Below are 26,532 nucleotides of genomic sequence, written 5' to 3'. Positions count from 1 at the left end.
ACCTGTTATAATGTAATGATCACCTTTCCAAATGCCTTACCTGATTTAAACCGCTGAAAAGCATCCTGCACTTTTTCGATGGGGAAAACACTATCCACAACCGGCTTGATGTTATTTTTTTCAATAGCGTTTACAAAGTCATTTAATTCCTGCGCATTACCAACCGAATACGCCTGCAGCCGCACATAGTTCGTAATAAGCGGAACCAGGTCTATGGTTAGTTTGGTGCCTGTCATCAGGCCAATCAATCCAACAAAACCGTGCTGTTTTACAGAGAGGATGCTTTGCTCAATGGTATCTGTGCCGGCTACATCCAGCGTTACATCTACGCCCATGCCGCCATTCAGGCGTTTTACTTCATTGCTCCATTCCGGGAACGTTTTATAATTGATCACTTCATCTGCACCCAGGTCTTTCAGCCGCTGCTCTTTTTCCTGGCTGCCGGTGGTGGCAATCACCTTCAGCCCAAACATTTTGGCTATTTGTATAACAAACAGCGACACGCCGCCACTGCCTTGTACCAGGATCGTTTGTCCTGCCCGGATATTGGCCTGTTCAACAAGGCAGGTCCAAACCGTTAGCCCGGCCACCGGTAAGGGGGCTGCTTCTTCATCGGTAAGGTTGTTGGGGGTTCTCACCAAAGTATTCTCCGGCTGCACAGTGTATTCAGCCAAAAGCCCGGGCAGCGAAAAACCGGTCCTCAGCTGATCGTTATAAGGCGTATTTTTTCCTGCTTCCCAACGGGAAATAAACGGGATCATAACACGGTCGCCCTTTTTCCAGCGGCTTACTTTACTCCCCACACTTTCCACGATGCCTACTCCTTCAGAAACCGGGATATGCGGCAGCGGTATACCAAAAGGGATCCGGTTCTCCACCACGATCAGGTCATGAAATTCAAGTGCTACGGCAGTGGTTTTTACCAGCACTTCATTTTCGCCAATGGCAGGCATCGGGATATCTGTGAGCTGTAAATGTTCAATACCAAACTGGGTTAACTGTATTGCTTTCATAATGTGAGGTTTTATATGGCAAAAGTAGTGTCTGAATAGTTCCTGATAAGGGGGGTAAATAGAATTTGTAGCAGGGCTATTTGGACAGAATAATAGGGGGGTGGCGGGCAGTCCACCGGCCTACCGGCCCACCATCCTGCAAGCAGATAGATTTACAGAGATCCCAGTAAGGCCACAATGCCCGGGAAAGAACCGCCGCCCGGCTGATTGCGCGGGTCCAAATGACGGACCTTGCCTGGCGTGATGCCGCGGCCATCATCCTATCCCGCCCTGGAATAGATTTACAGAGATCCCAGTAAGGCCACAATGCCCGGGAAAGAACTACCGCCCGGCTGATTGCGCAGGTCCAAATGACGGACCTTGCCCGGCGTGCCCGGCTTGATGCAGCCCAACAGTCCTATAAAGCCCACATGCCCCCCAACGCCCAATAGCCATCCAAACAGGCGGGCGCAGTCCGGAGTTGGACCTGCCAATCAGCCGTACCACGCCTTCAACCGCATTCCCCCCCGCTGATAAATCCCTCCCCTCAAAAAAAAACTTTCCCCCCGCTTAATGGTAACTCCATTTTTCCGCCGTCTATATACTTACAAGCATATGTTGTTTAAATGAACGGACCGGAGTCTATCTTTTACAAACTGTTGTTGAGAAAGATCAGCGGAGAGCTAACAGCCAAAGAAAAGTTGTTGCTGGCGGATCTGCTAAAGGCATACCCGGAATTCTCAGAAGCGTATGAAACCGTGCAATGGCTCTGGAACGATGCGGAGATCAGCTCCGCACCCCGGCCAAAAGAAAAGTCGAAACGCCTGCTGGATCAGCATATGCAACGGTTGCAGGCAAACGGCCTGTTGCCGGAAACAGAACTTTTACCACTAAAAGTGTCAGATGGACACGAAGCGCCTCAACGGCGCCGCTGGTACCGGTTAAGCACTGCCGCAGCCGTGGTATTATTAATAGGGCTCGTCCTGTTTAAGCTACCACAGCCACCTGTAAAACAGATCGCGGAAAAGCGGCATCCCAATATGGTGATGACCCGCCCCGGCTCCCGCACCAAGCTGATATTGCCGGACGGCACTACGGTTTGGCTCAATGCCAGCAGTAAGCTTACCTATGGCGATGATTTTATGGAAAAAGAACGCCGTGTGCAGCTGGATGGGGAAGCATTCTTTGACGTGGTAAAAAATGAAGGGAAACCGTTTATAATCAATACAGCCGTTATGAATGTACGGGTGCTGGGTACTTCCCTCAACGTACGCGCTTATGCCGGCGATAAAAAAGCGGAAGCCGTGCTTATCAGAGGTAAGATAGAGGTACAGGTAAAACGCCGCCCGCAGGAACGTTACCTGTTAAGCTCCCTGGAAAAGCTGAGCGTAGCCGCGGCCGCGCCCAACGTACATCCAAGGAAAGAGCTTTCCATCACGAATGTGGATGTTATCGGGAAAGACAGTACCATCGCGGAAACCGCCTGGATAGAAAATGAGCTGATATTTACCGGGGAACCGCTGGCAGAGCTGGCAGGCAGGATGGAGCGCTGGTTTGATATGAAGATAACCATTACGGGCACACGCTTACCGCATTTCAGGATGAGCGGCTCCTTTAAGGATGAATCGCCGGAACAAGCATTGAAAGCCATCAGCCTGATCACCGGGTGTAAATATAAATTTAAGGATCACGTTGCCTTACTTTATGAGGAAAACTAAAGCAGTAAACAAACATAAACCGTTTATTAAACTTAAAAGCCACGTTATGTTACCATCAGCCAGATACAATAAATAAAAAACGGGAAATGTGGCCGCATTTCCCGTAAAAGCCAAAATCTCATGCTGGTAAGCTGAATCCTTACCAGGCATGCCATTTTATTAATCTTTCAAACCAAATGTATGAAAAAATTTGACTTGTTTGAGGACAGGCATCCTTATGCCTGGAAGTCAATACTGTGTATGAAGTTAACTGTTCTCTTTCTACTCGCCACCGTTTTACAGGCAACTGCCAGCACTGTTTATTCGCAGGAAGCCAAAGTAACGCTGAAGCAGGAAAATAAAAGCATTAAGCTGCTGTTCCGGAGGATAGCGCAGCAAACCAGCTACCGTTTTATTTACCAGGAAGATGCTGCTTCCCTGGATAAGCTGGTATCTGTAGACGTGCAGCAGAAACCTGTATCCGAAGTGCTGGACATGGCGCTGAACAATACCGGCTTCGGCTTCCGCATGGTAAATGAAAATCTCATTGTAATATCGCCCAGGGGCAGCGAGATGCAGGATATTGTGCTGAAAGGCCATATCGTGGATAAGAACAAGCAGCCCGTGCCCGGCGCCACCATTAAGTTAGATGGTACTAATAAAGGTACCACTACAGATGCTACCGGCGCATTCACCTTGTCCGTACCGGCATCCTCAAAGATTACGGTAACGGCTATAGGGTTTTTGTCCCAGACCATCACCGTAACAGGCCAGGGGCCGCTCAGCATCGTGTTACAGGAAGATACAAAAGGCCTGAGCGAAGTGGTAGTGGTAGGGTACGGCTCGCAAAAACGGGAATCCGTAACCGGCGCTGTAGCTACTATTAGAGGCGCCGACCTGGTGAAATCGCCTGCCACTAACCTCAGTAACTCCATTGCCGGCCGTATGCCCGGCGTAACCGCTATGCAAAACACCGGTGAGCCAGGGTACGATGGTTCTACCATCCGCATCCGCGGTTCCAATACCCTAGGTAATAATGATCCGCTGGTGGTAATAGACGGTGTGGCAGCCCGTACCGGCGGCCTGGAACGTTTAAACCCGGCAGATATTGAGAGTATGTCTGTGCTGAAAGATGCCTCTGCCGCCATTTACGGTGCGTGTGCAGCCAATGGCGTTATACTGGTAACTACCAAACGCGGTAAAAGCGGTAAACCGGTGCTTACCTATAACTTTAATCAGGGCTGGTCACAACCTACGCATATCCCTGAAATGGCCAATGCAGAAGAGTATGCGCAGATCAGGAATGAATTAAGCATGTACAAGAATGTAGCCCCCGCAGAATGGAGCAACGCCTGGAGCGCCTACAAACAAAGCGGTACCTACACCTCGCCCACATCCGGTAATAGCTGGACACCACCTTTCAGTAAAGACGATCTGACGAAGTATGCAGATGGTTCCGATCCCTGGGGCCATCCGAATACAGACTGGTACAAGTCTACATTGAAAACCTGGTCGCCGGTATCCAATCATACCTTGCAGCTCTCCGGCGGTACGGATGCTATCCGTTACCTCACCTCTTTTGGTTATCAGAAACAGGACGGTTACTATAAACAATCCGCCACAGGTTTTGACCAGTACAGCCTGCGCATTAACCTGGATGGTAAGATCAATAAATACATGAGCGTAAGCGTGGACATGTTAGGCCGCCAGGAAAACCGCAACTTCCCCACCCGCAGCGCCGGAGATATTTTCCGTATGCTGATGCGTGGAAAGCCCACGGAGCCCGCTTTCTGGCCTAATGGTATGCCCGGTCCGGATATTGAGTATGGTAACAACCCGGTAGTGATCACCACTGCCCAAACCGGCTATAGCCATGACCGCCGTTATTACGTGCAAACCAATGCCCGCCTGGACATCACGATTCCCTGGGTAGAAGGCCTGAAGTTGAGCGGCAACATTGCATTTGATAAATACATTAAACGCACCAAAGACTGGCAAACACCCTGGTACCTGTATACCTGGGATGGTACCAGCTATGAGTCAGATGGTAAAACACCGAAGCTGAACCGCAGCAAACGCGGTACCGACCAGCCTACGCTGGAGCAGGCGGATGAAGACCAGGCCAACAAGCTGTTACGTGGTTTAGCCACCTACGACCGCACCTTTAAAGGCGGTCATACGGTGAACCTGGTATTTGGTATGGAAAAGGAAACCGTGAATAACGATAACTTCTCCGCTTTCCGCAAATACTTTATCTCCACTGCCATCGATCAGCTGGTTGCCGGCGGCGATGCAGAGAAAACCAATGACGGCGGCGCCTGGGACCGTGCACGTCTTAACTACTTTGGCCGTGCAGCCTATAACTATAAGGAAAAATACCTGGCGGAATTTGTTTGGCGGGTAGATGGTTCCTATATGTTCCCGTCTAACAAACGCTTCGGCTTTTTCCCCGGTGTGCTGGCAGGCTGGCGCATCTCCGAAGAAAATTTCTGGAAAGACAATGTACGCTTCATGAACTACCTGAAGCTGCGCGCATCCTGGGGCAAGCTGGGTAACGATCAGATCTATTTTGATGATGATAACGATGGTACCCTCACCTTACAGGAATACCAGTACTACGGCACTTATGGCTTTAACAGCTATATCCTGAACAACACGCTCACCAAATCCATACTGGAAGCACGTTTGGCAAACCCCAACATTACCTGGGAAGTAGCCAATAACTACAACGTAGGCCTGGATGGCCAGCTGCTGGATGGTAAGATCTACTTTGAGCTGGACATGTTCATGAACAAACGCTCCGGCATATTGGTGCGCAGGAATGCCTCTATTCCTCAAAGCACCGGTATGACGCTGCCTGCAGAAAACCTGGGTAAGGTAGATAACAAAGGCTGGGAGTTTAACGTAGGTTATACCAACAAAGCAGGTGAGCTAAGCTATAATGTAAGTGTGAACGGCGGTTATGCCAAGAACACCATTAAGTTCTGGGATGAGCCGCCCGGCGCACCGGACTGGCAGAAATCCACCGGCCGTACCATGAACACACAGATCTATTATGAATACGATGGCGTGTTCAAAGACTTTAATGATATTAAGAACAACACCATTGATTACAGCGCGCTTACAAACGACCTGCGCCCCGGTGATATGAAGTTTAAAGACATTAACGGCGATGGTAAAATAAACGGCGATGATAAGGAGCGCATGACAAAAAGCAGCCAGCCTACCTTTACCGGTGGTTTAAATGCCAACCTGCAGTTTAAGAACTTCGATTTCTCTATGCTGATACAAGGCGCTACCGGCGGGGCTATACACATCAACACAGAATCCGGCGAGATCGGCAACTTCACCAAAGATTACTTTGATCACCGCTGGAGCCCTGATAATCCCAGCAGTGTAGATCCGCGTGTGAACGACCGTAATGATACCTATTGGGCCACCGGTAATACCTACTGGTTCCGCAGCACCAATTACATACGCCTGAAAAATGTGGAGCTGGGTTACAACCTGTCTGACCTGGTGAAAAGACGTGTGGGCATCAGCTCACTGCGGGTATATGTAAACTGTCTGAACCTGTTTACGGTAGACAAGCTGAAGATACTGGATCCGGAATCCATTAATGGTAACGGGCAGTACTATCCGCAGTCAAGAGTGATCAATGCAGGGTTTTCATTAACATTTTAAAGATTAACAGTATGCAGCACACAATAAAACGTATATACATGGGGGTGGCCTTAGTGGCAGGGTTGATGATAACCGCGTGTAACAAGGATTTCCTGAACACCCAGCCCCGGGACGAAGCCGCAGAAGACCTGGTGTTCAGCGATCCCGGTTTAACAGAAGCATTTGTGAACGATATCTATAACGGCTTAAGCAGCGGCGGTTTCCTGGAAACCATGCTGGCATCTGCTACAGATGAAACTATGTTCACCCATGGTTATGGTATGAAGAACATGGTAGAAGCCACCATTAACCCCACCGATGCGGAATATGTAACCAACCGCAGCACCATGAAGTGGGACGAAATGTATAAAAGGATCAGGGCCTGTAATAAATTCTTTAGTAAAATAGCCGAAGTACCATTTGACGATGCCAGCGTAAAAGACAGGCTAAAGGGGGAAACGTATTTTCTGCGCGCCTATTTCTATCACCAGCTGGTGCGCGGTTATGGCGCAGTGCCGCTGGTAACGGAAGTATACAAGCTGGGCCAAACAGATTACACTATTGCCCGCAGCACCTTTGAAGAGTGCGTGAACTTTATAGTAAAGGATTGTGATTCCGCCGCCTATTTTCTGAAAGCCAAGGAAGGCATCACTGTAAAAGGCCGTGCCACAGAAGGCGCAGCCCTGGCGCTTAAATCCCGCATACTGATCTATGCCGCCAGTGACCTGCATGATATACCCACCGCCAAAAGCAAAGCCACTACTATTGCAGGTTTTGCCCAACCGGAGCTGCTGGGTTATGTAAGCGGCGACCGCACAGCGCGCTGGCAAAAGGCCAAAGACGCCGCCAAAGCGCTCATTGACCGCAACATGTACGCTATTCAAAGCCCGGACCCAGCCACCAGGGAAGAGGCTACCGCCAACATACAGGGCATGTTCCTGAAAGATAACAGTGAAAGCATTTTTTCCCGTTACTTTAAAAATGATAAAGATGAACCAGGCGGCAACGTTGGACTGTATAATGGTTTGAATGGCTATCATAACTGGGCAGGCAACACGCCCACGCAATTGCTGGTAGATGATTATGAAATGAATGATGGCACCGCGTTCGACTGGAGCAATGCTGCCCACAAGGCCAACCCTTACCAGAACCGCGATCCGCGTTTTTATGCCACCATCATTTACGATGGCTCACACTGGCGCAAACGTCCTGCAGATGTGCAGGCCAAAGATCCGTTTAACCAGGCACAGACCGGCCGGTACGAAGTATGGAACGGCACCCAGGCTGTACCCAACCCCGGACTGGATACCCGCTCCGGACCAGTGGAAGACTGGAACGGCTCCTTTACAGGTTACTACTTCAAAAAATTTATTGATACCACGGTAGATGCACAGTTCTATAACCAGGAAGTACCTTACCCGTTCTTCCGTTATTCAGAAGTGATCCTGAACTATGTGGAAGCTTGTATTGAGCTGCACGAAGACGCAGAAGCACGCACGTACCTGAACATGATCCGTAAGCGTGCCGCTATGCCGGATATCACTGCCTCCGGCGATGAGCTGCGCACCCGTTACCGCCATGAGCGCGAAATTGAAATGGCTTTTGAAGAGCAGCGTTTTTACGACGTGCGCCGCTGGATGATCCCACAGAACACCGTGGGCCGGCCTTTGAAGGGCATTAATATTACCGCCACCTTAAAACCCGGCAGTAAGATCACGGTGTACCGTTATGATCCAACAAATTATAATTACGTGTACACCCCTGTTACTATGGAAGCGGAAAAACGCCTGTGGCTGGATAAAATGTATTTTATGCCCATCCAGCGCGATGAAATAAACAGGAATAGTAAGCTGGTGCAAAATCCAGGCTACTAAATAGTTTATGGTCTGCAGTCGATGGTCCATGGCGTACTGCGCAGTGGACCGTTGATCACGGACCATGACTTTATTTCCCATCCATCAGTTGTGATACTCTGTAATGTCCTGCTCCCCCCGCAGGACATTACTATTTAAATAATTAGTAGCTACCGCCTATAAAGCCGCCTTTATAGCCTATTCTTGTACTACAGTAGGCTGCGCAGCAGGCAATGCACCATGGACTATGGACCATGGGCAGCGGATGGACTTTTAAAAACGGAAAAATCAGCTTAATTTGAAGGCTCAATCAAATATCTTATGAAGAAAACATGCTTAGGACTGGTACTGGTATCATTGGCCGGTACCGTTTTGCTTACTTCGTGTGGGCATCAGGGTGGGGAAGGTTCCGGTAAGGATACCACTGCCCAGGTTGAGTTAACACCTGATGCAGACAATGTAGGTTTAAAGCTACCCGCTGGTTTCGGCGCTATTAAGGTAGCTGACAGCCTGGGTAAAGCACGCCACCTGGTGGTAACACCCCAGGGCGATATTTATGTAAAGCTGAACAGCTTAAAAGACGGTAAAGGCATCGTTCGCCTGCACGACGCTAATGGCGACGGCAAGGCCGATGAGCAAACCGCTTTTGGCGATTACGGCGGCACCGGCATCACGCTTAAGAACGGCTATTTATACGCCTCTTCTGATACAGCCGTGTTCCGTTACAAGCTGGATGACAGCAGCCATGTAACCAACCCGGATCAGCCGGAAAAGATCATTGGCGGTTTAATTGACCGTCACCAGCATGAAAGCAAATCCATTGTGCTGGATAACAACGGCAATATTTATGTGAATATTGGCGCGTATTCCAATGCCTGCCAGGAAAAAGACCGCACCGCTGGTTCCAAAGGCATGAAACCTTGCCCTATCCTGGATTCCGCAGGCGGCATCTGGCAGTTCAAAGCCGATCAGCAGAACCAGACCTATGGCACCGGTAAGCGTTATGCCACCGGCTTGCGCAACGTAGTAGGGCTGGATTGGAACCAGGATCAGAACGCGCTTTTCGTAATGCAGCACGGCCGCGACCAGCTGCATGATATGTGGCCCAAGCTGTTCACAGAAACACAATCAGCTAACCTGCCTGCAGAATGTATGTACCGCTTAAAAGAAGGGGTAGACTGTGGCTGGCCTTATATTTACTACGACCAGGAGCAAAAGAAGAAAATACTGGCGCCTGAGTTTGGCGGTGATGGTAAAAAAACAGCCGGTGAAAAAGCAGAAGATCCGCAGATCGCGTTCCCTGCACACATGGCGCCCAACGGGCTGCTGTTCTATACCGGCGATATGTTCCCTGCAAAATATAAGAACGGCGCATTCATTGCTTTCCATGGCTCCTGGAACCGCTCTCCTGAAAACCAGCAGGGTTACTATGTAGTATTTGTTCCTTTTGAAGGCGGCAAACCTACCGGTAATTTTGAAGTGTTTGCAGACGGTTTTGCAGGAACAGATAAAGTAGTTTCCCCGGGCGATGCCAAACACCGTCCCTGCGGCCTGGCGCAAGGCCCGGATGGTTCACTGTACATTTCTGATGATACAAAAGGGACCATCTACCGCATCATCTACAAAAAATCATAAAGATTTAAAATCTTCTTTTAGGTCTTATACATCATGAGCCGGATAATAAAACATCCGGCTCATTTTTTTATCCTACGAGCCATTCCCCGTAATAAATTTCTCTCCGCACTATGCCATGGACCATAGACCATCGGCCATGGACTAAATGAACCGTTCACTCCCCAAACCCACCCGTTTTCTCCCTGATCCCCGCCGTTAGGAAAAATAAATACTCGGTTTTTCCACAATTTTTTACCTTCGTAATTGTTCAGTGAAAATATTTTGACGAACCCCAAATGCTGTAACCCCAAAATGAAAGAAGGAAAAACCTTTGCCACGTCAGCTTTTGCAGGAACTGAACCCCCAACAAAAGCAACGGCCGCATCAGAGAACAGATCCGCTTCGGGCGGAATTCCCACGCTTGATAAATTAACAGCGCCGCAAATTTCTTTGCCTAAAGGCGGAGGTGCCATCAAAAGTATTGATGAAAAGTTTTCCGTTAATACCGCCAACGGTACGCTGGCATTTTCTGTGCCATTGCCTGTAACGCCTGGCAGGGGAGGGTTTCAGCCCACTTTGTCATTAGGTTATAACAGTGGTACCGGCAACAGCATTTTTGGCATAGGCTGGGCGCTGCAGTATCCGGCTATACAACGCAGAACAGATAAGCAATTGCCCCGCTATAATGATGCAAAGGAAAGTGACGTGTTCATGTTCAGCGGCCAGGAAGACCTGGTGCCTTACCTGAAGGCCACAGGCAACACCTGGACGCCGGAGGAGAAAACAGCAGGCGGCTTCCGTGTAAAACGCTACCGTCCCCGCATTGAGGGCGATAACGCCCGCATAGAAAAGATCATACACCTGGCCACCGGCAGCTGCTACTGGAAGGTTACCACCAAAGATAATGTGGTTACGTTCTTCGGCCTCAGCCCATCGCACCGCCTCACAGACCCGGAAGATGCGGCCCGCATTTTCAAATGGCTGCCGGAGATCAGCTTTGATGATAAAGGTAACTGTATCCTGTTCACCTATAAAACAGAGAACAGTGATAATGTAGCCCCTACGCTCTTTGAAAAGAACCGCCTGAATGGCCGTGCTGCCGCCACCAACACCTACCTGAAAAGCGTGCGCTACGGGAATCTTACGCCGTATTATGCAGATGCGGAGCAGCCTTACGCGCCGGTAATTCCCCTGCCAGAAGAAACATTCTTATTTCAATTGTTATTTGATTACGGTGAGCATAGCACCAATGAGCTTACGGAAAGCCAGCCCTGGACCGCGCGTGCAGATGCGTTTTCCGATTACCGTGCCGGTTTTGAGATCCGCACATACCGCCTGTGCAAACGCGTAATGTTATTCCATCATTTTACGAACCGTGAATTTGGCTTGGCGGATAATGACACGCGCGTGCCTTACCTGGTTAAATCCTTAGACCTGCTGTATCAAACGGCTGATGATATGCCGCAGCCCCTGGAAGTAGCATACCTGGCCGCCATTACGCAAACCAGCTATGTAAAGGAAGGCAATACGTACCGCGCCGCTTCATTACCGCCGCTGGAATTTGCGTACCAGCCTTTGAGCTGGAACAAGGAAGTAAAAAGTATTACCAAAGAAAATATCATTAACGACCCCGTTGGCCTCAGCCGCGATTACCGCTGGGTAGATCTTTACGGGGAAGGCATTGCCGGTATCTTAACAGAGCAGGCAGGAGCCTGGTATTACAAATACAATCTGGGCAACGGCGCCTTCACCAACGCCCGTGCCGTAGCGCCCAAACCTTCAGTGATGGGCTTTTCCAGCGGTGCCTTACAGCTGCAGGACCTGGATGCCAATGGCAACAAACAGGTAGTGGTGCAGTCGCCTGGCCTGCAGGGATATTTTGAGCTGGATGATGATAATGACTGGCGGCCTTTCAAAAGTTTTGAGCACATCCCCAACATAGACCTGGCTGATCCCAACCTGAAAATGCTGGACCTTAATGGCGACGGGCGTGCGGAGCTGCTCATGTCAGAGGAGAATGTTTTTACCTGGTATCCGTCACTGGGTACGCAGGGTTATGATGCGCCGGAGCTGGCGTCCAAACCTTTTGATGAAGAGCAGGGGCCAGCCATTCTTTTTGCAGATGAAACACAAAGTATTTTCCTGGCAGATATGTGTGGTGATGGGTTAACGGATATTGTACGTATCCGCAATGGGGAGATCTGCTACTGGCCCAACCTGGGTTATGGCCGTTTTGGCGCCAAGGTGAATATGCCCAATGCGCCGCTGTTTGACAGCACCGCGCTGTTTAATCCCGCCTATTTACAGCTGGCAGATATCAGTGGCACCGGCGCTACAGATATTTTATACCTGGGGCAAAACCGTTTCCGCGCCTGGTTAAACCTGGGTGGCAATGCATGGAGCAACGTCTGTAATATAGATCCTTTCCCGGTTACAGCGCAGCCCAGCCAGCTCTCAGTAGCAGACCTGCTAGGCAATGGCACTTCCTGTATTGTATGGTCATCGCCTTTACCCGGATTTGCGGATAGCCCTATGCGTTATATTGACCTGATGGGTGGAAAGAAACCGCATATCCTGTACGGCATCAAAAATAATTTAGGTAAGGAAACCCTCATTGAGTATAAAAGCGCTGCAGCCTTTTACCTGCAGGACAAAGCTGCCGGCCAGCCCTGGATCACGCGTTTACCCTTCCCGGTGCAGTGCGTGAGCAGGGTAACCGTGCAGGATAAGATCACCAAGGTAGTATTTGCCAATACCTACAGCTATCACCATGGTTATTACGATCATGCGGAACGTGAGTTCCGTGGTTTTGGCCGGGTAGATCAGCAGGATACGGAACAGTTTGAGCACTGGGTAAGAAAAGACGCCTCCAATATTGTAGAGCAGGACCTGCACCAGCCGCCGGTGCTTACCCGCACCTGGTTCCATACCGGCGCTTTCCTTGACAGGCAGCGCTTATTAACTGCTTATGCAAATGAATACTGGCCCGGCGCAGCAGCCCTGGAATACGCTTTGCCGGATGCCTTGCTGCCGGATAACCTCTCGGCCGAAGAGCTGCGGGAAGCCTTACGTGCCTGCAAAGGCATGGTATTGCGGCAGGAAACATTTGCGCTGGATGGCACGCCACAGGAGAAAGTGCCTTACCAGGCAGCCACGCATAACTGCCATATTAAGCTGCTGCAGCCACGCGGGCAGCAACCGTTTGCTGCCTTCCTGGTACATGAAAGTGAAGCCATTACTTTTCATTATGAGCGTAACCCCGCTGAGGTACGTGTGCAGCATGTGCTGAACACCGTGATAGATGAACTGGGTAATGTGCTGGAAGCAGCCACCGTGAGCTATGGCCGTAAAACACGGCCGGATGGGCTTCCGGATGAAGTTTGGAATGCACAAAGCAAAGTACGCATCTCCTATGCACAAAATACTTTTACTAATGATGTGATCACCGATACCGCTTACCGCCTGCGTGCAACAGCCGGCACCCGTTTGTATGAGTTAACAGGTATTACTGCAGCACAAACTTATTTCCAGGTAACAGCCATCCGCCAGGCCTTTACCACAGCAGCCTTGCTGGCTTATGAGCAAACACCGGGTGATGCGCCCGCAAAAAGATTGCTCAAACATGCACGTGTGCTGTACAATAAAGATGATCTCAGCGGACCTTTATCCAACGGTACGCAGGAAAGCCTGGGGTTGCCGCATACCGGCTACCAGCTGGCCTTAACAGGCGCACTGGTTACTAGAGTGTATAACACACCGGATAACAAAGTAGATGATAGCATGCTGCTAACGGCTAAGTACATACGCAGCAATGAGCTGAAGATCAGCAACCTTTTCCCAGATACGGATGCAGATAATGAATGGTGGGCCCCTTCAGGCACTGTAGAATATGCAGCCAATGCACCCCAGCATTTTTACCTGCCGGAAAAGTATGTGGATGTTTTCGGCAATAAAACAACGGTGCAGTACTACAGCAATTACCATTTCTTGGTAAGCAGTATGACCGATGCGGTCACCAATGTTACGGCTGTTACCGCGTTCGATTTCCGGGTGCTGCAACCCCGTATCCTCAAAGACAGCAACGATAATATTACGGAAGCCTGCTTCAATATCCACGGCTGGGTAGCCGGTTTGGCAGTAAAGGGAAAAGGAAATGAAGCAGATGACCTGGATGCTTTTGTAACAGACCTGCCGGCCCCCGATGTGGCTGACTTTTTTACGGATCCCTTAGCGCATGGCGCAGCACTGTTACAACATGCCAGCAGCCGTTTTGTATATGATACAGAGCGTTACCGTAATACCGCGGGCGCACAACCCTGTGCCGTAGCCACTATTGTGCGGGAAGTGCATCATAAGCAGAATGCCAATAGCCCCTTACAATACAGCTTTACCTACTCCGGCGGCATGGGGCAGGAGGTAATGAAAAAAGTACAGGCCGCAGCCGGCGATGCCTGGCAGCTGAACCTGGCCACCGCGCAAAAGGAATTAGTACAAAATGTGAATCCACGCTGGGTAGGCAATGGCAGAACTCTTTTTAATAACAAAGGCAAAGCCGTTAAACAATATGAACCATATTTTGCAGTAACGCATGCCTATGAAAGCGCGCAGGCGCTGGTAGAGATCGGGTTCTCGCCCGTGCTGCACTATGATCCTTTAGGGCGTGTTATACAAACAGACATGCCGGACGGTACTTTTTCAACCGTAGTATTTGATACCTGGCAGCAGCAAACCTTTGATGTAAATGATAATGTAAAAGCCAGCACCTGGTACACCCAACGCCTGGGAGGCGCCATGGGCGCACAGGAGCAGGCTGCAGCACAGCAGGCAGCCGTACATGATCATACCCCCCTGCAGGTGTACATTGATAACCTGGGCCACCCCTTTTACACCATTGGGCACAATAAGTTCCTGGACGATAATAACCAGGAGCAGCAAAGCTTCCAGGCCACCCGCGTAATACTGGATATAGAAGGGCAGGAGCTGCAGCACATAGATGCCCGTGGCAATACCGTAGTAGTTTATGCTTACGATATGCTGGGCAAAAAGCTCTATCAGAAGAATATGGAAGCCGGCCGCCGCTGGACATTCAGCAACGCCGCAGCAAAAGAAGCATATGGCTGGGACGATCGTAAACACCGCATGCGGGTTGAATATGATGGCTTGCAGCGCCCGCTGAAACAATGGCTGAAGGAAGATGTAACGCAAAACGCCCCGGAAAAACAGGTAAGCCTTACGGTTTATGGCGAAGGCCAGCCGGATGATAAGCAGCGCAACCTGCGCGGGAAAACCTTCCGGCACCTTGATCAATCCGGCTCCGTACAAACAGATAGTTATGATTTTAAAGGCGCCCCGCTGGCCACTTTACAGCTGCTGGCCAAAGAGTATAAACAGGTGCTGAGCTGGAATACACCCCAGCCGGAAACCTTGCTGGAAAGCCAGGGATTTGCACAGGCATTCAGCTATGATGCTTTAGGCAGGCCCACACAGATCACGCATGCAGATGGCAGCAAAAGCACGCCCGCTTATGATGCAGGTGGCCTGTTACAAAAAATGAAGGTGCTGCTGGTACGCCGTAATGAAACCATTGAGTTTGTAAAGAACATCACCTATAATGCAAAAGGGCAGCGGGAAACGATTGTGTATGACAACAACACCGCTACCCGTTATGAGTACGATCCCCAAACCTACCGCCTGATGCGGATGATCACCACCCGCAATGCAGGCGCTGATATTTTGCAGGACCTGCGTTATACCTACGACCCCACAGGCAACGTAACCGCTTTGCTGGACAATGCCCAGCCTACTTTTTATTTTAACAATGCCGTGGTGGAACCGCATCTGCAATACGTGTACGATGCTACTTACCGCCTCATAAAAGCTATGGGCCGGGAGCAGGCTGCACAGCCATTCTCCGGTCAGTTTGATAATAACATACAGCCCTTGCCCAATGGGAATGGCAATGCAACCCAACGCTATATTCAAAGTTATACGTTTGATGATGCAGGCAATATGCTCAGCATGAAACATCAATCCGGTAACGGCCAGTTCCAGCTGCGCTGGACCCGTAGCTTTGAATACAACATCACCAATAACCAATTGCTCCATAGTACAGTGAACAATACACCGCCCACGGATTACCTGTATGATGAGCATGGCAATATGCGCAACCTGCAGAGCGGAAGCTTTAACCTTACCTGGAACTTTGCGGATCAGCTGCAAACCGTAAACCTGGGCGGTGGCGGTATTGCCTATTACGTATACGATGCTTCCGGGCAGCGGGTGCGCAAAGTAATAGAGAACAACGGGCAGGTAAAAGAGCGCATCTACATTGGCAGCTACGAAGTGTACCGCGAAAAGCAGAACAATGTTATCTCCCTGGAAAGGGAAACCCTGCACATCATGGACGATAAAAAACGTATAGCCATTGCAGAAACCCGCACCCAGGGAAATGATGCGGGCCTGAAGGACCTGCTGCGTTACCAGTATGCCAACCATTTGGAAACCGCCTCCCTGGAGCTGGATGGCGCCGCCAGTCCTGCCATTATCACTTACGAGGAATATTATCCTTTTGGCAGCACAGCATACCATGCAGCCCGCAATAATACGGGGACGCCTAAACGGTACCGTTACAGCGGTAAGGAGCGCGATGAGGAAAGCGGCTTGTATTACCATGGCGCACGGTATTATGCGCCCTGGCTGGCCCGCTGGACAGCCACCGATCCCGCAGGGATGGTAGATGGCGGTAACCTGTACCGCTACTGCCGCAATAATCCCATTATGCTGCATGATCCGCAGGGAACAGATCCTGCTACAACCGCCACGCCACCCAAAAAGGAGGATAACACTTTTAAGCTGGGACCTTTACGGGGCACCCGCTTATTATCTACCTCTTCTTCAGACAGCCCGGAGCCGGGCGTAACTAACGTTCATGGCAGAACAGGTTTCCTGCTAACCTTACCACCCCTGAAGCTAAGCACTACCGGCTCAGTGCTGGGAGATGCGCAGGTAAGCAATTTCGGGGAAGGTGTGGCAAACATTGAGGGCAGGGGATTCTTAACCTTTGGTACAGTGGGCAGCGGGTTATGGGTAGGCACCTACGGAAAAGGCTCCTTATACGTAAAAGACCAGGGGCAGCTGGCTTCCGGCGATCCGGAGGCTATTGCTAGCCAGGTATTGTATACCGGCCGTGGTAATCTGCGCTTCCTTACCAATATCTCTGCCGGCAGTTTTACACTGGCCACCGGCACCACCGATCTTAAATTATGGGGCGGCCACCTGCAGCTGGATTCCAGCTTTGCCTCCGTTGGCAACCTGGCCAAGCTGAAGCTGAATGCAGATGCAAAGCTGCAACCCGGTGGTAATGGTACTTTCAGCGCTAACCTGGACCTGAACGCAATGTGGATGGTGCAGTTTGGCGCAGGCGTAAAAGGTACGCTGCTGGATGGTACCGGCTACTTCACCGGGCAGGGGCAGCTGCGCTTATTTGGCATCCCTTCCCTGAAGGTAAGCGCCACGGGTACAGCATCAACCTCCGGTTATGATATAGGCGGCACCGTATGGGGTTACGTACCCCCCTTAACGTATGCATGGGGCGGTTTCAGCGCCAGCTCAACGGGCGGTTTCTCCGCGCGCGGGCATGTGTTTGGATTATCATATATGCCAGGAGTGGATAAGATCAAGGATCCATCGCCCATACCGCCAATTATGAGCCAGCAGCTGAAATTACCATCTGATATAGAAGCGCCCAGCGGCCCAATGGTAGGATACTCTTTCTTTAGTTTCCGCCAGGGACAGCTGAGCCACTTTGCTGTTGGCTTTGTGCCTAATTTCTCTGATTTCAGTAAGAGCCAGGTAGGACTATCAGCCGTAGGACATTTTTAAAGCATGTAAAAAACCACAATTCCATAAACCCCAAAAAAGATTATTATGGCTATTCCCGTTAACCTTCAAAAAGGCTTCCGTGGGCAACCGGTTACATCACTGCACAAGCAAATGAATAAGCTGGGGCTGGTCATCCACCCCAAAGAATATAAGTCCGGTACCTTTGGCCCCGATACTTCAGCCAAGATCACCGCCATACAAAAGAAGTATGGTCTTAAACCAACCGGTAAGCTGGATGATGCAACGGCCACGGCTATCCGCAATGCCGTAGCTGCCGGAGATGTGGTGCAGGATGCCGTGATCAAGGGAAAGATAAGTGATGAGAACAGCAAACCTGCAGCAGGTTATAAGGTAGAAGTATTTAAAGTGACCTTTACCGCGCGCACCAGCCTGGGAGTAGCCACCACCGCGGCTGATGGCGCTTACCAGGTTTCCTACAAACCCGCCGGTGAAAGAGTGGATATCGTGATAGTAATAACCAACCCCGCAGGTCTGCCCTATGAAACGCCTACCATTTTTGCAGTAAGCCTGGAGCTGGAGCAGAACGTGGTATATGGCGGCGGTAAATACCTGGGCCGTTCTGAATTTGAATCCTGGGTAGATATTTTGCAGAACAAGATCGGTAAAGATAAAGCCATTGCTTCCCTGGGCACAGGGCAGGACCCTGCCGCGTTTGAAAAGGATATCCTGTTCCTTTCAGGCGCATCCTCCATCACCACGCAAAAGCTCCTGTTCCTGATCATTGCCTTTAAAATAGAAGTCGCTAAAAAAGTACCCGCTAGAGTGATCTTTGGTTTCCTGCGGCAAAAACAGCCGGGTGATATGCCGGCCGACCTGCTGGCAGAAAGCAAGGTAGCGGGGCTGCAGGCTGTAACGGATTTCATTTATTTCCGCATACTGTCTATTTCACCGGAAATGCAGCAAAAAACATTACGCGCTGCAGTAGACATTAACAGCTTCCCCGTATCCCGCGTAATACCGCCCGGCACCACGCAAACAGTAGATCAGGTGATAGATGCGCAAATTGCCGGTTTTGTAAAACAGCTGCAGGACCTGGAAACAGCCGAAGCGCTGAACATACCCTTCATTGTAGGCAAAACACCTTTAAAAACCTTACTGGATATAGCCAAGCTGCCGGTAGACAAACAGCAGCCCCTGGCCGGTTTGCTCACCAAACATGATGCAGCATTATCCCTTTTCTGGGATAAGGAAGAAGTGAAGAAAATGCTTACCCCCGAGGAAATAAAAAGTGTGCGCACCACGCTGGAAATAGGTTCCCTGGTAAAGAACCATCCGCCGGTATTAACAGCCCTTAAAGCCCAGCTGGATGCAGATCCTAAAATGGAGATCGCAGATTTTGCAAAGTTCCTGCTGAAAGATTGGGTAGCCCTTATTACCAAAGTGCACCAGCCGCCCGGCAGCCCCGGTTTTCCGGATAATATCAAGGATGGGCAAATGACAGATGCAGAAGCCATCAACATTTACGCCACCATCATAGATAGCAATTTTGACACCGCTTACCTCACCGCAGGCATCGCCAAAAAACTGGCAGATGAAGCAGACTTTAACATCCCTAACCGGGAAGAAACCGCCAGGTTCCTGGCAGCTAGCCCGGACTTTGACCTGAAAAAAACAAACATAGATAACTACCTCACTGACCCGGCCAATAAAGAAAAACTAAATGGCCTGGACCCCGCTGTGCTGCGCATTCCGCTGAAACAGCTGCAACGTGTGCTGCGCCTTACGGATAATAAAGACACGCTGAAAACACTGCTGCATGATAATATTCACAGCGCCAAACAGATCTACCGCATGGGCCGCACCGTGTTCATGGACCGTTATGTGATCAAGGGCACGGAAGGGGAAGATACCACCGGCAAGCTCACAGGCGCAGAAGCAGCCCGCGTATTTGAAATATCTGAAAAAAGTTATGCCGGCTCCGTAGCCCTGTTCTCCCAGCTGAACTATGCCTTTAACGTGGTGAACCCCGCCGCAGTAGGCAATTTCCTGGATGCAGCCAAAGACCAGCTAAAAGATAAGCTGGTAAACTTCCCGAACCTGGAAAAGCTGTTCGGCTCCAATGATTTTTGCGAGTGCGCACATTGCCGCTCCGTATACAGCCCCGCAGCTTATATGGTAGACCTGCTGCAATTCCTGAAAGAACGTAATACAACAGATAACAAGCCCGTACGGGATGTGCTGCTGTTACGCCGCCCGGATATAGCCAAGCTCAAGCTGAACTGCGATAATACCAACACCCCATTACCTTACATTGATGTAGTGAATGAAATACTGGAAAGCGCAGTAGCCGGTGTAGCAGGCGGTTTCCAAACCGTTGGCACCCAGGAAGAGCTACGTGCCAACCCTGCTAACGTAATACCTGCTGCATATGATAAGCTGGCCAATCCACTAACGGCAACGGGCATACCCTTTGAGCTGCCTTTCCACCTGTGGGAAGAGGAGGGCCGGGCTTACCTGGATCACTTACAGATCTCCCGTTCAGCGCTCATAGAAACCTTTAAGCCGGTGAATAACCCGCTGAATGAGGATGCCTGGAAAAGACAAATGGCAGCAGCCTGGTTCGGCTGGCCGGGTATGTCGGCAGACCTGGTGGTGAATGATGCCGCCATTACACCGGTGGTAGATGCCTTGGCCCTGCAGAAGAAGATATGGGGCACAGCAACGCTTACAGACATGAATAATGTACGCGCTTTCCTGGACCGCACCGGCCTTTCCTATGAGGAAATGTTAGCGCTGCTGAACATGCGTACTGTAAATGCCGGGCAGCTCATCACCATTGATGATGGAGATACCTGTAATACGCAGGTACATACTATAAAAACCATCGCGAAAAATGCCACTGACGTTGCTACTTTAAGCATTATTAATAAAGTGCTGCGCCTGGTGAAAAAGCTGGGCTGGGCCATGTGGGAAGTGGATAAGGTGATCCAGTGCGGTAAGGTAGGCGCCGGTACGCTGAACATTGCTTTCCTGCATAACCTGCGCCTGTTTGATACGCTGAAGAAACGCCTGGTTTTACCGGTAGATCAGCTGCTGGCTTTTTATGAAAATATTGACTTCAGCTCAGGGGATGCGTTGTATCAAAGGCTGTTCCTGAACAAAGCCGTATTAAACCCGGTGAACGCAAACTTTGAAGTAGTGAAAGTAACCGCTGCGCCGGTAGTTGCCAAAATAGATGATCCGGCAGTAGATAACCGCTCCGTGGTGCTGGCAGGGCTGAACATTACGGAAGCGGATATGTTCAGCATACTGCAGCTGCTGAATATTCCGCCGGCAGCTACTCCCATCTACGAGCTGTCGCTGGCTAACCTGAGCCATTTATTCCGCTACAGCACCTTAGCAGCTGCACTGAACATCAGCGTAAAAGAGTTGCTGGTTTTCACGAGCCTGCAGGGCGTAGTAAAACCATTTGACAGCCCGGATAACACCCTGCAGTTCATTCAGCAGTTTGAAACGCTGCAGGCCACTGGCATTACCATACCGGAAGCGCAAACCCTGCTGAAATATTATCCCGCATCGCCATTAGCGCCTGCAGATAGTGTGATCACTGACCTCATTAACGGCTATCGTACCAGTATACGCATTATTAAAACAGAAGCACAGCTGGCAGGCACTGCACCGGCAGATGTGAAGCTGAAAGTAGAAAACCAGATCACGCAATCCATCTCCGACTGGTTTACCATTGAAGTACCCGTGCTGAAGAAGGTATTGTCCGGCTTAAAGCTAAGCGGCGTAAACAAGCTGCTGCTGGATATTCTGAACGATGACCGCCTTACCGCACCATTGCCGGCCGACCCTAAGAAGTTCCAGTTTGAAACCAATAAGACCAACTTTGCAGACGTATACAAAACGCTGTACCTCTTGTACAAGATCGGTTTCCTGATCAGCAAGCTGCGTTTGAACGTACGGGAAATGGAATGGCTGCTGGCCAATGCTGCCACCTTTAACCTGATGCCGCTGAACGATCTGCCGGTAGCAGACGGTCAAACAACAGGCATCGACAAGCTGTTTAACATCAGCACCATCATAGGTTATAACAAGCTGTTTGCCCAACAGGATCAGCTGGACTTTTTACAGGTGCTTTCCGGCGCCACCGCAAACCCGCTGGATGTACCCACCTGGCTGGATGGTTTAGCATTGCTTACCGGTTGGGATAAGGCCGCCATCACAAAGCTGAACACCTTACTGAAATTTGTGAATGCTGATTTCATAAAACCCGCTTACTATCAAACCTTATACAAAGTATTCAGCTGGATAAGAATAACCGGCGTAGGCCCTGATAAGCTGGCAGAATGGTCTAAAGCGCAGGACCTGCGTAAGGAAGATGCACAGGCCATTAAGCTGGCTGTAAAAGCCAAATACAGCAATACACAATGGATAAGCATTACCCAGCCCATACAGGATGTGCTGCGGGAACAAAAGCGCGATGCGCTATGTGCCTATATGCTGGCCAATCTGGCTACTGCAGCCAATAACTGGAAAACAAAAGATGATCTGTATGCCTGGTACCTGGTGGATGTGGAGATGAGCTCCTGCCAGCTCACATCACGTATGGTGCAGGCCAATGGCTCTATCCAGCTGTTTGTGCAGCGCGGTTTCATGAACCTGGAAGCCAATAACAAAGTGATCATCGACAGTGAAAAAGATCCGCAATGGAACCAGTGGAAGTGGATGAAGAATTACCGCATCTGGGAAGCTAACCGCAAAGTGTTCCTGTACCCGGAGAACTGGATAGAGCCGGAGCTGCGCGATAACAAAACGCCTTTTTTCCAGGAGCTGGAAAATGACCTGCAGCAGAACGAGATCACCAATGAATCCGTGGAAACAGCTTTCATGAACTACCTTGAAAAGCTGGAAGCAGTATCACGCCTGGATATTTGCGGTATGTTTGAGCAGCAGAAAGGCCCGCAAAGTATTATGTATGTTGTAGGCAGGACCAAAGGTATACCGCACAACTACTACATGCGCAAGTTCCTGAACGGCGACCGCTGGACCGCCTGGGAAAAGATTGATGCAGACATCACGGGCGAACATATTATGCCTGTAATGTTCAACAATAAGCTGCATGTATTCTGGCCCGTGTTCATGGGCGAGCCCAAACCCAACATGACCATACCGCCCGCCGCCGCAGGTTCATTACCCAATGCGCAGCCGGACAAGTTCTGGAAGATCCAGATCGCATGGACGGTATTCAAAAATGGTAAATGGCAGCCCAAGAAAATATCCAAGGAAATACTGCCCACCATCCACTACCGCCCGGATTACAGCTATCACCTGAAAACCACCAATTACGACAATGCCGGTGAGCTGCGTTTTCATTTATACTACAGCGTATCGCCGGAGTTTGATAGCCAGTCGCCCGCAGGTAAACAGCTGCGGCATATTTCCGAATTTGTTTTTAACGGCCTTACGTTTGAGCTGTTTAAAACAGATACCGCTAATACAGATATTTACGGTGAGCTGGGTCGCCAGGTGCAAACCCTGCCCAGTGGCTTTAAACAGCCTGATTTTATTTTGCCTACAGGCGTGCATCATAAGTACAATGACCTGGTGAATGATGCCTATGGCACACAACCCGTAGTAGCAAAAATTGCAGATGGCAACCGCCTGGATGATGGGGTGGTATTTAAAACCTCCCGCACACCCTTCTCACTGGTCATCCGCCACCAGGACAGCCAGTTTGATTCCCTGCATCCTTTTGTGTTCAAAGACCGCAAGCGCAGCTTCTTCATCAGGCCCACCGTGTATTATAAGAATGGTTCACAGTTCACCGTAACCAGGCCCGCAAGCAGCACTGCTGTGCAATACAGGGTAGGGTATGAGTGTTTTGCTTTTTACCATCCCATGGTGGAGCTTTTCATGCAAAAGCTGGCCGGTTTGGGGGTAGATGGGATCTTAAACCGCGCTACCCAGCTGGCAAACACAGGTTTTGATTTTAAAACAGAATACGGCGCCTCTTCCCTTATTACAGGCTTGTACCCCAGGGAGACCGTTGACTTTAACATGAGCGGCCCTTATGCCATTTATAACTGGGAATTGTTTTTCCATATCCCGTATTTCATTGCCAATAAGCTAAGCCAGAACCAGCGTTTTGATGAAGCATACCGCTGGTACAATTATATCTTTAACCCCGCAGGCACTTATCATACCGATCCGGTTACGCATGCGGAAATACCAACTCCCCAGCGGTACTGGATCACGCGGCCGTTCTATGAAACTACTTCCGCACAGTATTACCAGCAACAGATAGAGAACCTGATGCTGCAGATCTCTAAAACCAACTCCGAGCTGGAAAAGCAGATAGATGAATGGCGCGATAATCCTTTTAACCCGCACCTGCTGGCGCAATACCGCACCGTAGCTTACCAGAAGAACATTGTAATGAAGTTCATTGACAACTTACTGAGCTGGGCGGATAATCTATTCAGCCAGGATTCAATGGAATCTGTGAATGAGGCTACGCAGCTGTATGTAATGGCAGCCGTGCTGTTAGGCCCAAGGCCAAAGATCATCCCATCCAAAGCGCCTTTGTTCGAGGAAACATACGAATCGCTGGAACCTAACCTGGACGAGTTTTCCAACGCGCTGGTAGAAACAGAGAACTTTGTACCCGTAAATAAAACCGGCGCAGTGGTAGATGCGCAGCGGGTGAACCTGCCGGATGTGGATACCTTGTATTTCTGTATACCGCATAATGATAAGCTGCTGGATTACTGGGATAAGGTAGCAGACCGTTTGTATAAGATCAGGCATTGCCTGAACATAGAAGGTGTGTTCCGTCAGCTGGCATTGTTCCAGCCGCCTATTGATCCGGCTCTGCTGGTAAAGGCCGCAGCCGCAGGTATTGACCTGGGCAGTGTAATGGAAGATGCCGGTGTGAATGCACCCATCTACCGTTTCAACATCATCTTATCCAAAGCGCAGGAGCTGTGTAATGATGTAAAAGCATTAGGCGGCGCGCTGTTATCCGTGCTGGAAAAGAAAGATGCAGAAGGCTTGTCGCTGTTGCGTGCTACCCAGGAAATAAAAGTGCTGGAAGCTAACCAGTACATCCGCAAGCAGCAGATCAGTGAAGTGAAAGAGCAGATAGAAGGATTAAACCGCAGCAAAATAACCACAGAAGCCCGCCGTGATTATTTTGCCAGCCGAAGTAAAGTACTACCACAGGAGCAATTGAATATTGATAAGCTGAACGAAGCGCAAACCTTCCAGGAAGCTGCACAGGGCGTACAATTGGCCGCATCGCTCATAGCCCTTATCCCGGATATTGACCTGGGTGTATCCGGCTTTGGCGGCAGCCCGCTGGCCAAGTTCAAGTTTGGCGGCTTAAACCTGGCACAGGCTGCAAAAGCTTCCAGTGATGTGTTGTCATTCCTGTCGCTTATGAGCCAGCATTCCTCTAACATGGCTGGTATCAAGGCCGGGCATGAACGGCGCTGGGAAGAATGGCAGCACCAGATAGATATGGCTAACAAAGAGCTGGATCAGATAGAAAGCCAGATCACCGCTGCTGAAATACGCCTGAATATTGCCACCCGCGAATTGGATAACCTGGGGCTGCAGATCAGCAATGCACATGCAACGGATGAATACATGCGGGGTAAGTATACCAATCAGCAGTTGTATGATTGGATGATCACGCAGATCTCTGCCACTTATTTCCAAAGCTATAAAATGGCCTATGAAGTGGCCAAGAAAGCGGAGAAGGCTTACCGCTTTGAATTAGGCCTGCAGGATTCTGATTTCATCAGCTTTGGTTACTGGGATAGTTTGAAGAAAGGATTGCTGTCAGGTGAAAAGCTGCACTATGATCTGAAACGTTTAGATATTGCTTACCTGGATCAGAACAAACGCCAGTATGAGATCACCAAACATATTTCACTGGCTAACCTGGCCCCGCAAAAGCTGGCAGACCTGAAGAACAAAGGCACCTGCGAAATACCCCTGGCTGAAATGCTCTTTGACCTGGATTATCCCGGTCATTATATGCGGCGCATTAGATCCGTAAGCATTTCCATTCCATGTGTAACAGGGCCGTACACCAGCATTAATGCAACGCTTACATTGCTCACCAATAGCTTCCGTACTAAAACAGATCTGCAGCCGGCCAGCCTGGTGCAGGACTTTGCAGCTATTCAGTCCATCGCTACCAGCGGCGCGCAGAATGATAGCGGTTTGTTTGATCTGAACTTCCGCGACGAACGTTTTCTGCCGTTTGAAGGTGCAGGCGCTATCAGCACCTGGCGTTTGGATATGCCAAAGGAATGTAACCAGTTTGACTTTAATACCATTGCAGATGTGATCATTCACCTGAAATACCAGTCACGCGAAGGCGGCAGCGCTTTCAAACAAACCGTGATGCAGCAGGTGGTGACCAAACTGCCGAAAGAAGGTTACCTGCTGCTGGATGCCAAACATGAATATGCCAGCGCATGGTATAAGTTCCTGCATCCTGAAAATAATGCAGATCAGCAGCTGGATATTGCGCTTACCAAAGACCGCTTTCCGTTCTTTACCCGCAGCCTGAATGTGAAGATCAGCAACATTACCTGTTACGGTTATATGGATAATATGGATGAATACAAGATCCAGGTGAAACCTTTGTTTGGCGATGCAGATACCGATCTGCTCACCGCCGCCAGGGTAGCAGGGGAGCAGTGGCATATTGCGGATAAAGCGCTGCCCGCACCCGCCGTATTGGCCCCGCTGCAAATTAAGATCAAAAAAACAGCTGCTGCCGGCTACAAATTATTAACGGAAGATGAGATCAGGGAAATGTTGATCGTGATCAAATACCAGGTGAATAGTTAA

Annotated in this window: 8 protein-coding genes; 6 read left to right on the top strand and 2 right to left on the bottom strand. The window is 50.0% G+C overall.

The annotated features are described in order from the left end of the window. Nucleotides 1–5: 5 nt before the first annotated feature. A complete protein-coding gene (locus KVT36_RS09455) occupies nucleotides 6–1,013 on the bottom strand; it encodes an NAD(P)-dependent alcohol dehydrogenase (protein WP_217603253.1) in 1,008 nt (335 codons plus the stop codon). Nucleotides 1,014–1,618: 605 nt separating this feature from the next. Here KVT36_RS09455 and KVT36_RS09450 point away from each other — a divergent pair. The 4 genes from KVT36_RS09450 (at nucleotide 1,619) to KVT36_RS09435 (ending at nucleotide 9,840) form a co-directional block, all read left to right on the top strand. Beyond that, entirely contained in the window at nucleotides 1,619–2,710 is a 1,092-nt protein-coding gene (locus tag KVT36_RS09450) for a FecR family protein (protein ID WP_217603252.1), read from the top strand. Between the two features lie 180 nt (nucleotides 2,711–2,890). Next, nucleotides 2,891–6,373, top strand: coding sequence for a TonB-dependent receptor (locus KVT36_RS09445; RefSeq protein WP_217603251.1), 3,483 nt, complete (start codon nucleotides 2,891–2,893; stop codon nucleotides 6,371–6,373). Nucleotides 6,374–6,384: 11 nt separating this feature from the next. Next, on the top strand, nucleotides 6,385–8,226 hold the full coding sequence (locus KVT36_RS09440; protein WP_217603250.1) for a RagB/SusD family nutrient uptake outer membrane protein: 1,842 nt from the start codon (nucleotides 6,385–6,387) through the stop codon (nucleotides 8,224–8,226). Between the two features lie 300 nt (nucleotides 8,227–8,526). Continuing rightward, nucleotides 8,527–9,840: a sorbosone dehydrogenase family protein gene (locus tag KVT36_RS09435; protein ID WP_217603249.1), complete on the top strand. Its 1,314-nt coding sequence runs from the start codon at nucleotides 8,527–8,529 to the stop codon at nucleotides 9,838–9,840. 59 nt (nucleotides 9,841–9,899) lie between these two features. Here the strand turns inward: KVT36_RS09435 and KVT36_RS09430 are convergent, their stop codons facing one another. Further along, nucleotides 9,900–10,295 carry a hypothetical protein gene (locus KVT36_RS09430; protein ID WP_217603248.1) on the bottom strand — a complete coding sequence of 132 codons (396 nt, stop codon included), beginning with the start codon at nucleotides 10,293–10,295 and terminating at the stop codon, nucleotides 9,900–9,902. On the opposite strand from KVT36_RS09430, the gene KVT36_RS09425 reads away from it, so the two are divergent. Beyond that, complete coding sequence (locus KVT36_RS09425; protein WP_217603247.1) at nucleotides 10,270–17,700, top strand: SpvB/TcaC N-terminal domain-containing protein; 7,431 nt, start codon at nucleotides 10,270–10,272, stop codon at nucleotides 17,698–17,700. The genes KVT36_RS09430 and KVT36_RS09425 overlap by 26 nt on opposite strands. Nucleotides 17,701–17,745: 45 nt before the next feature. Beyond that, entirely contained in the window at nucleotides 17,746–26,532 is an 8,787-nt protein-coding gene (locus KVT36_RS09420) for a neuraminidase-like domain-containing protein (protein WP_217603246.1), read from the top strand.

The organism is Chitinophaga sp. GbtcB8, assembly GCF_019091455.1.
Classification (GTDB): domain Bacteria; phylum Bacteroidota; class Bacteroidia; order Chitinophagales; family Chitinophagaceae; genus Chitinophaga.
The sequence above is the reverse complement of the archived record's forward strand: the minus strand, read 5'-3'. Positions and strand labels throughout refer to the sequence as shown.

Excerpts from the sequence above, each read along its gene's own strand:
- KVT36_RS09420 (WP_217603246.1), top strand. The coding sequence starts at position 17,746 with ATGGCTATTCCCGTTAACCTTCAAAAAGGCTTCCGTGGGCAACCGGTT.
- KVT36_RS09440 (WP_217603250.1), top strand. The coding sequence starts at position 6,385 with ATGCAGCACACAATAAAACGTATATACATGGGGGTGGCCTTAGTGGCA.
- KVT36_RS09455 (WP_217603253.1), bottom strand. The coding sequence starts at position 1,013 with ATGAAAGCAATACAGTTAACCCAGTTTGGTATTGAACATTTACAGCTC.
- KVT36_RS09450 (WP_217603252.1), top strand. The coding sequence starts at position 1,619 with ATGAACGGACCGGAGTCTATCTTTTACAAACTGTTGTTGAGAAAGATC.
- KVT36_RS09445 (WP_217603251.1), top strand. The coding sequence starts at position 2,891 with ATGAAAAAATTTGACTTGTTTGAGGACAGGCATCCTTATGCCTGGAAG.
- KVT36_RS09435 (WP_217603249.1), top strand. The coding sequence starts at position 8,527 with ATGAAGAAAACATGCTTAGGACTGGTACTGGTATCATTGGCCGGTACC.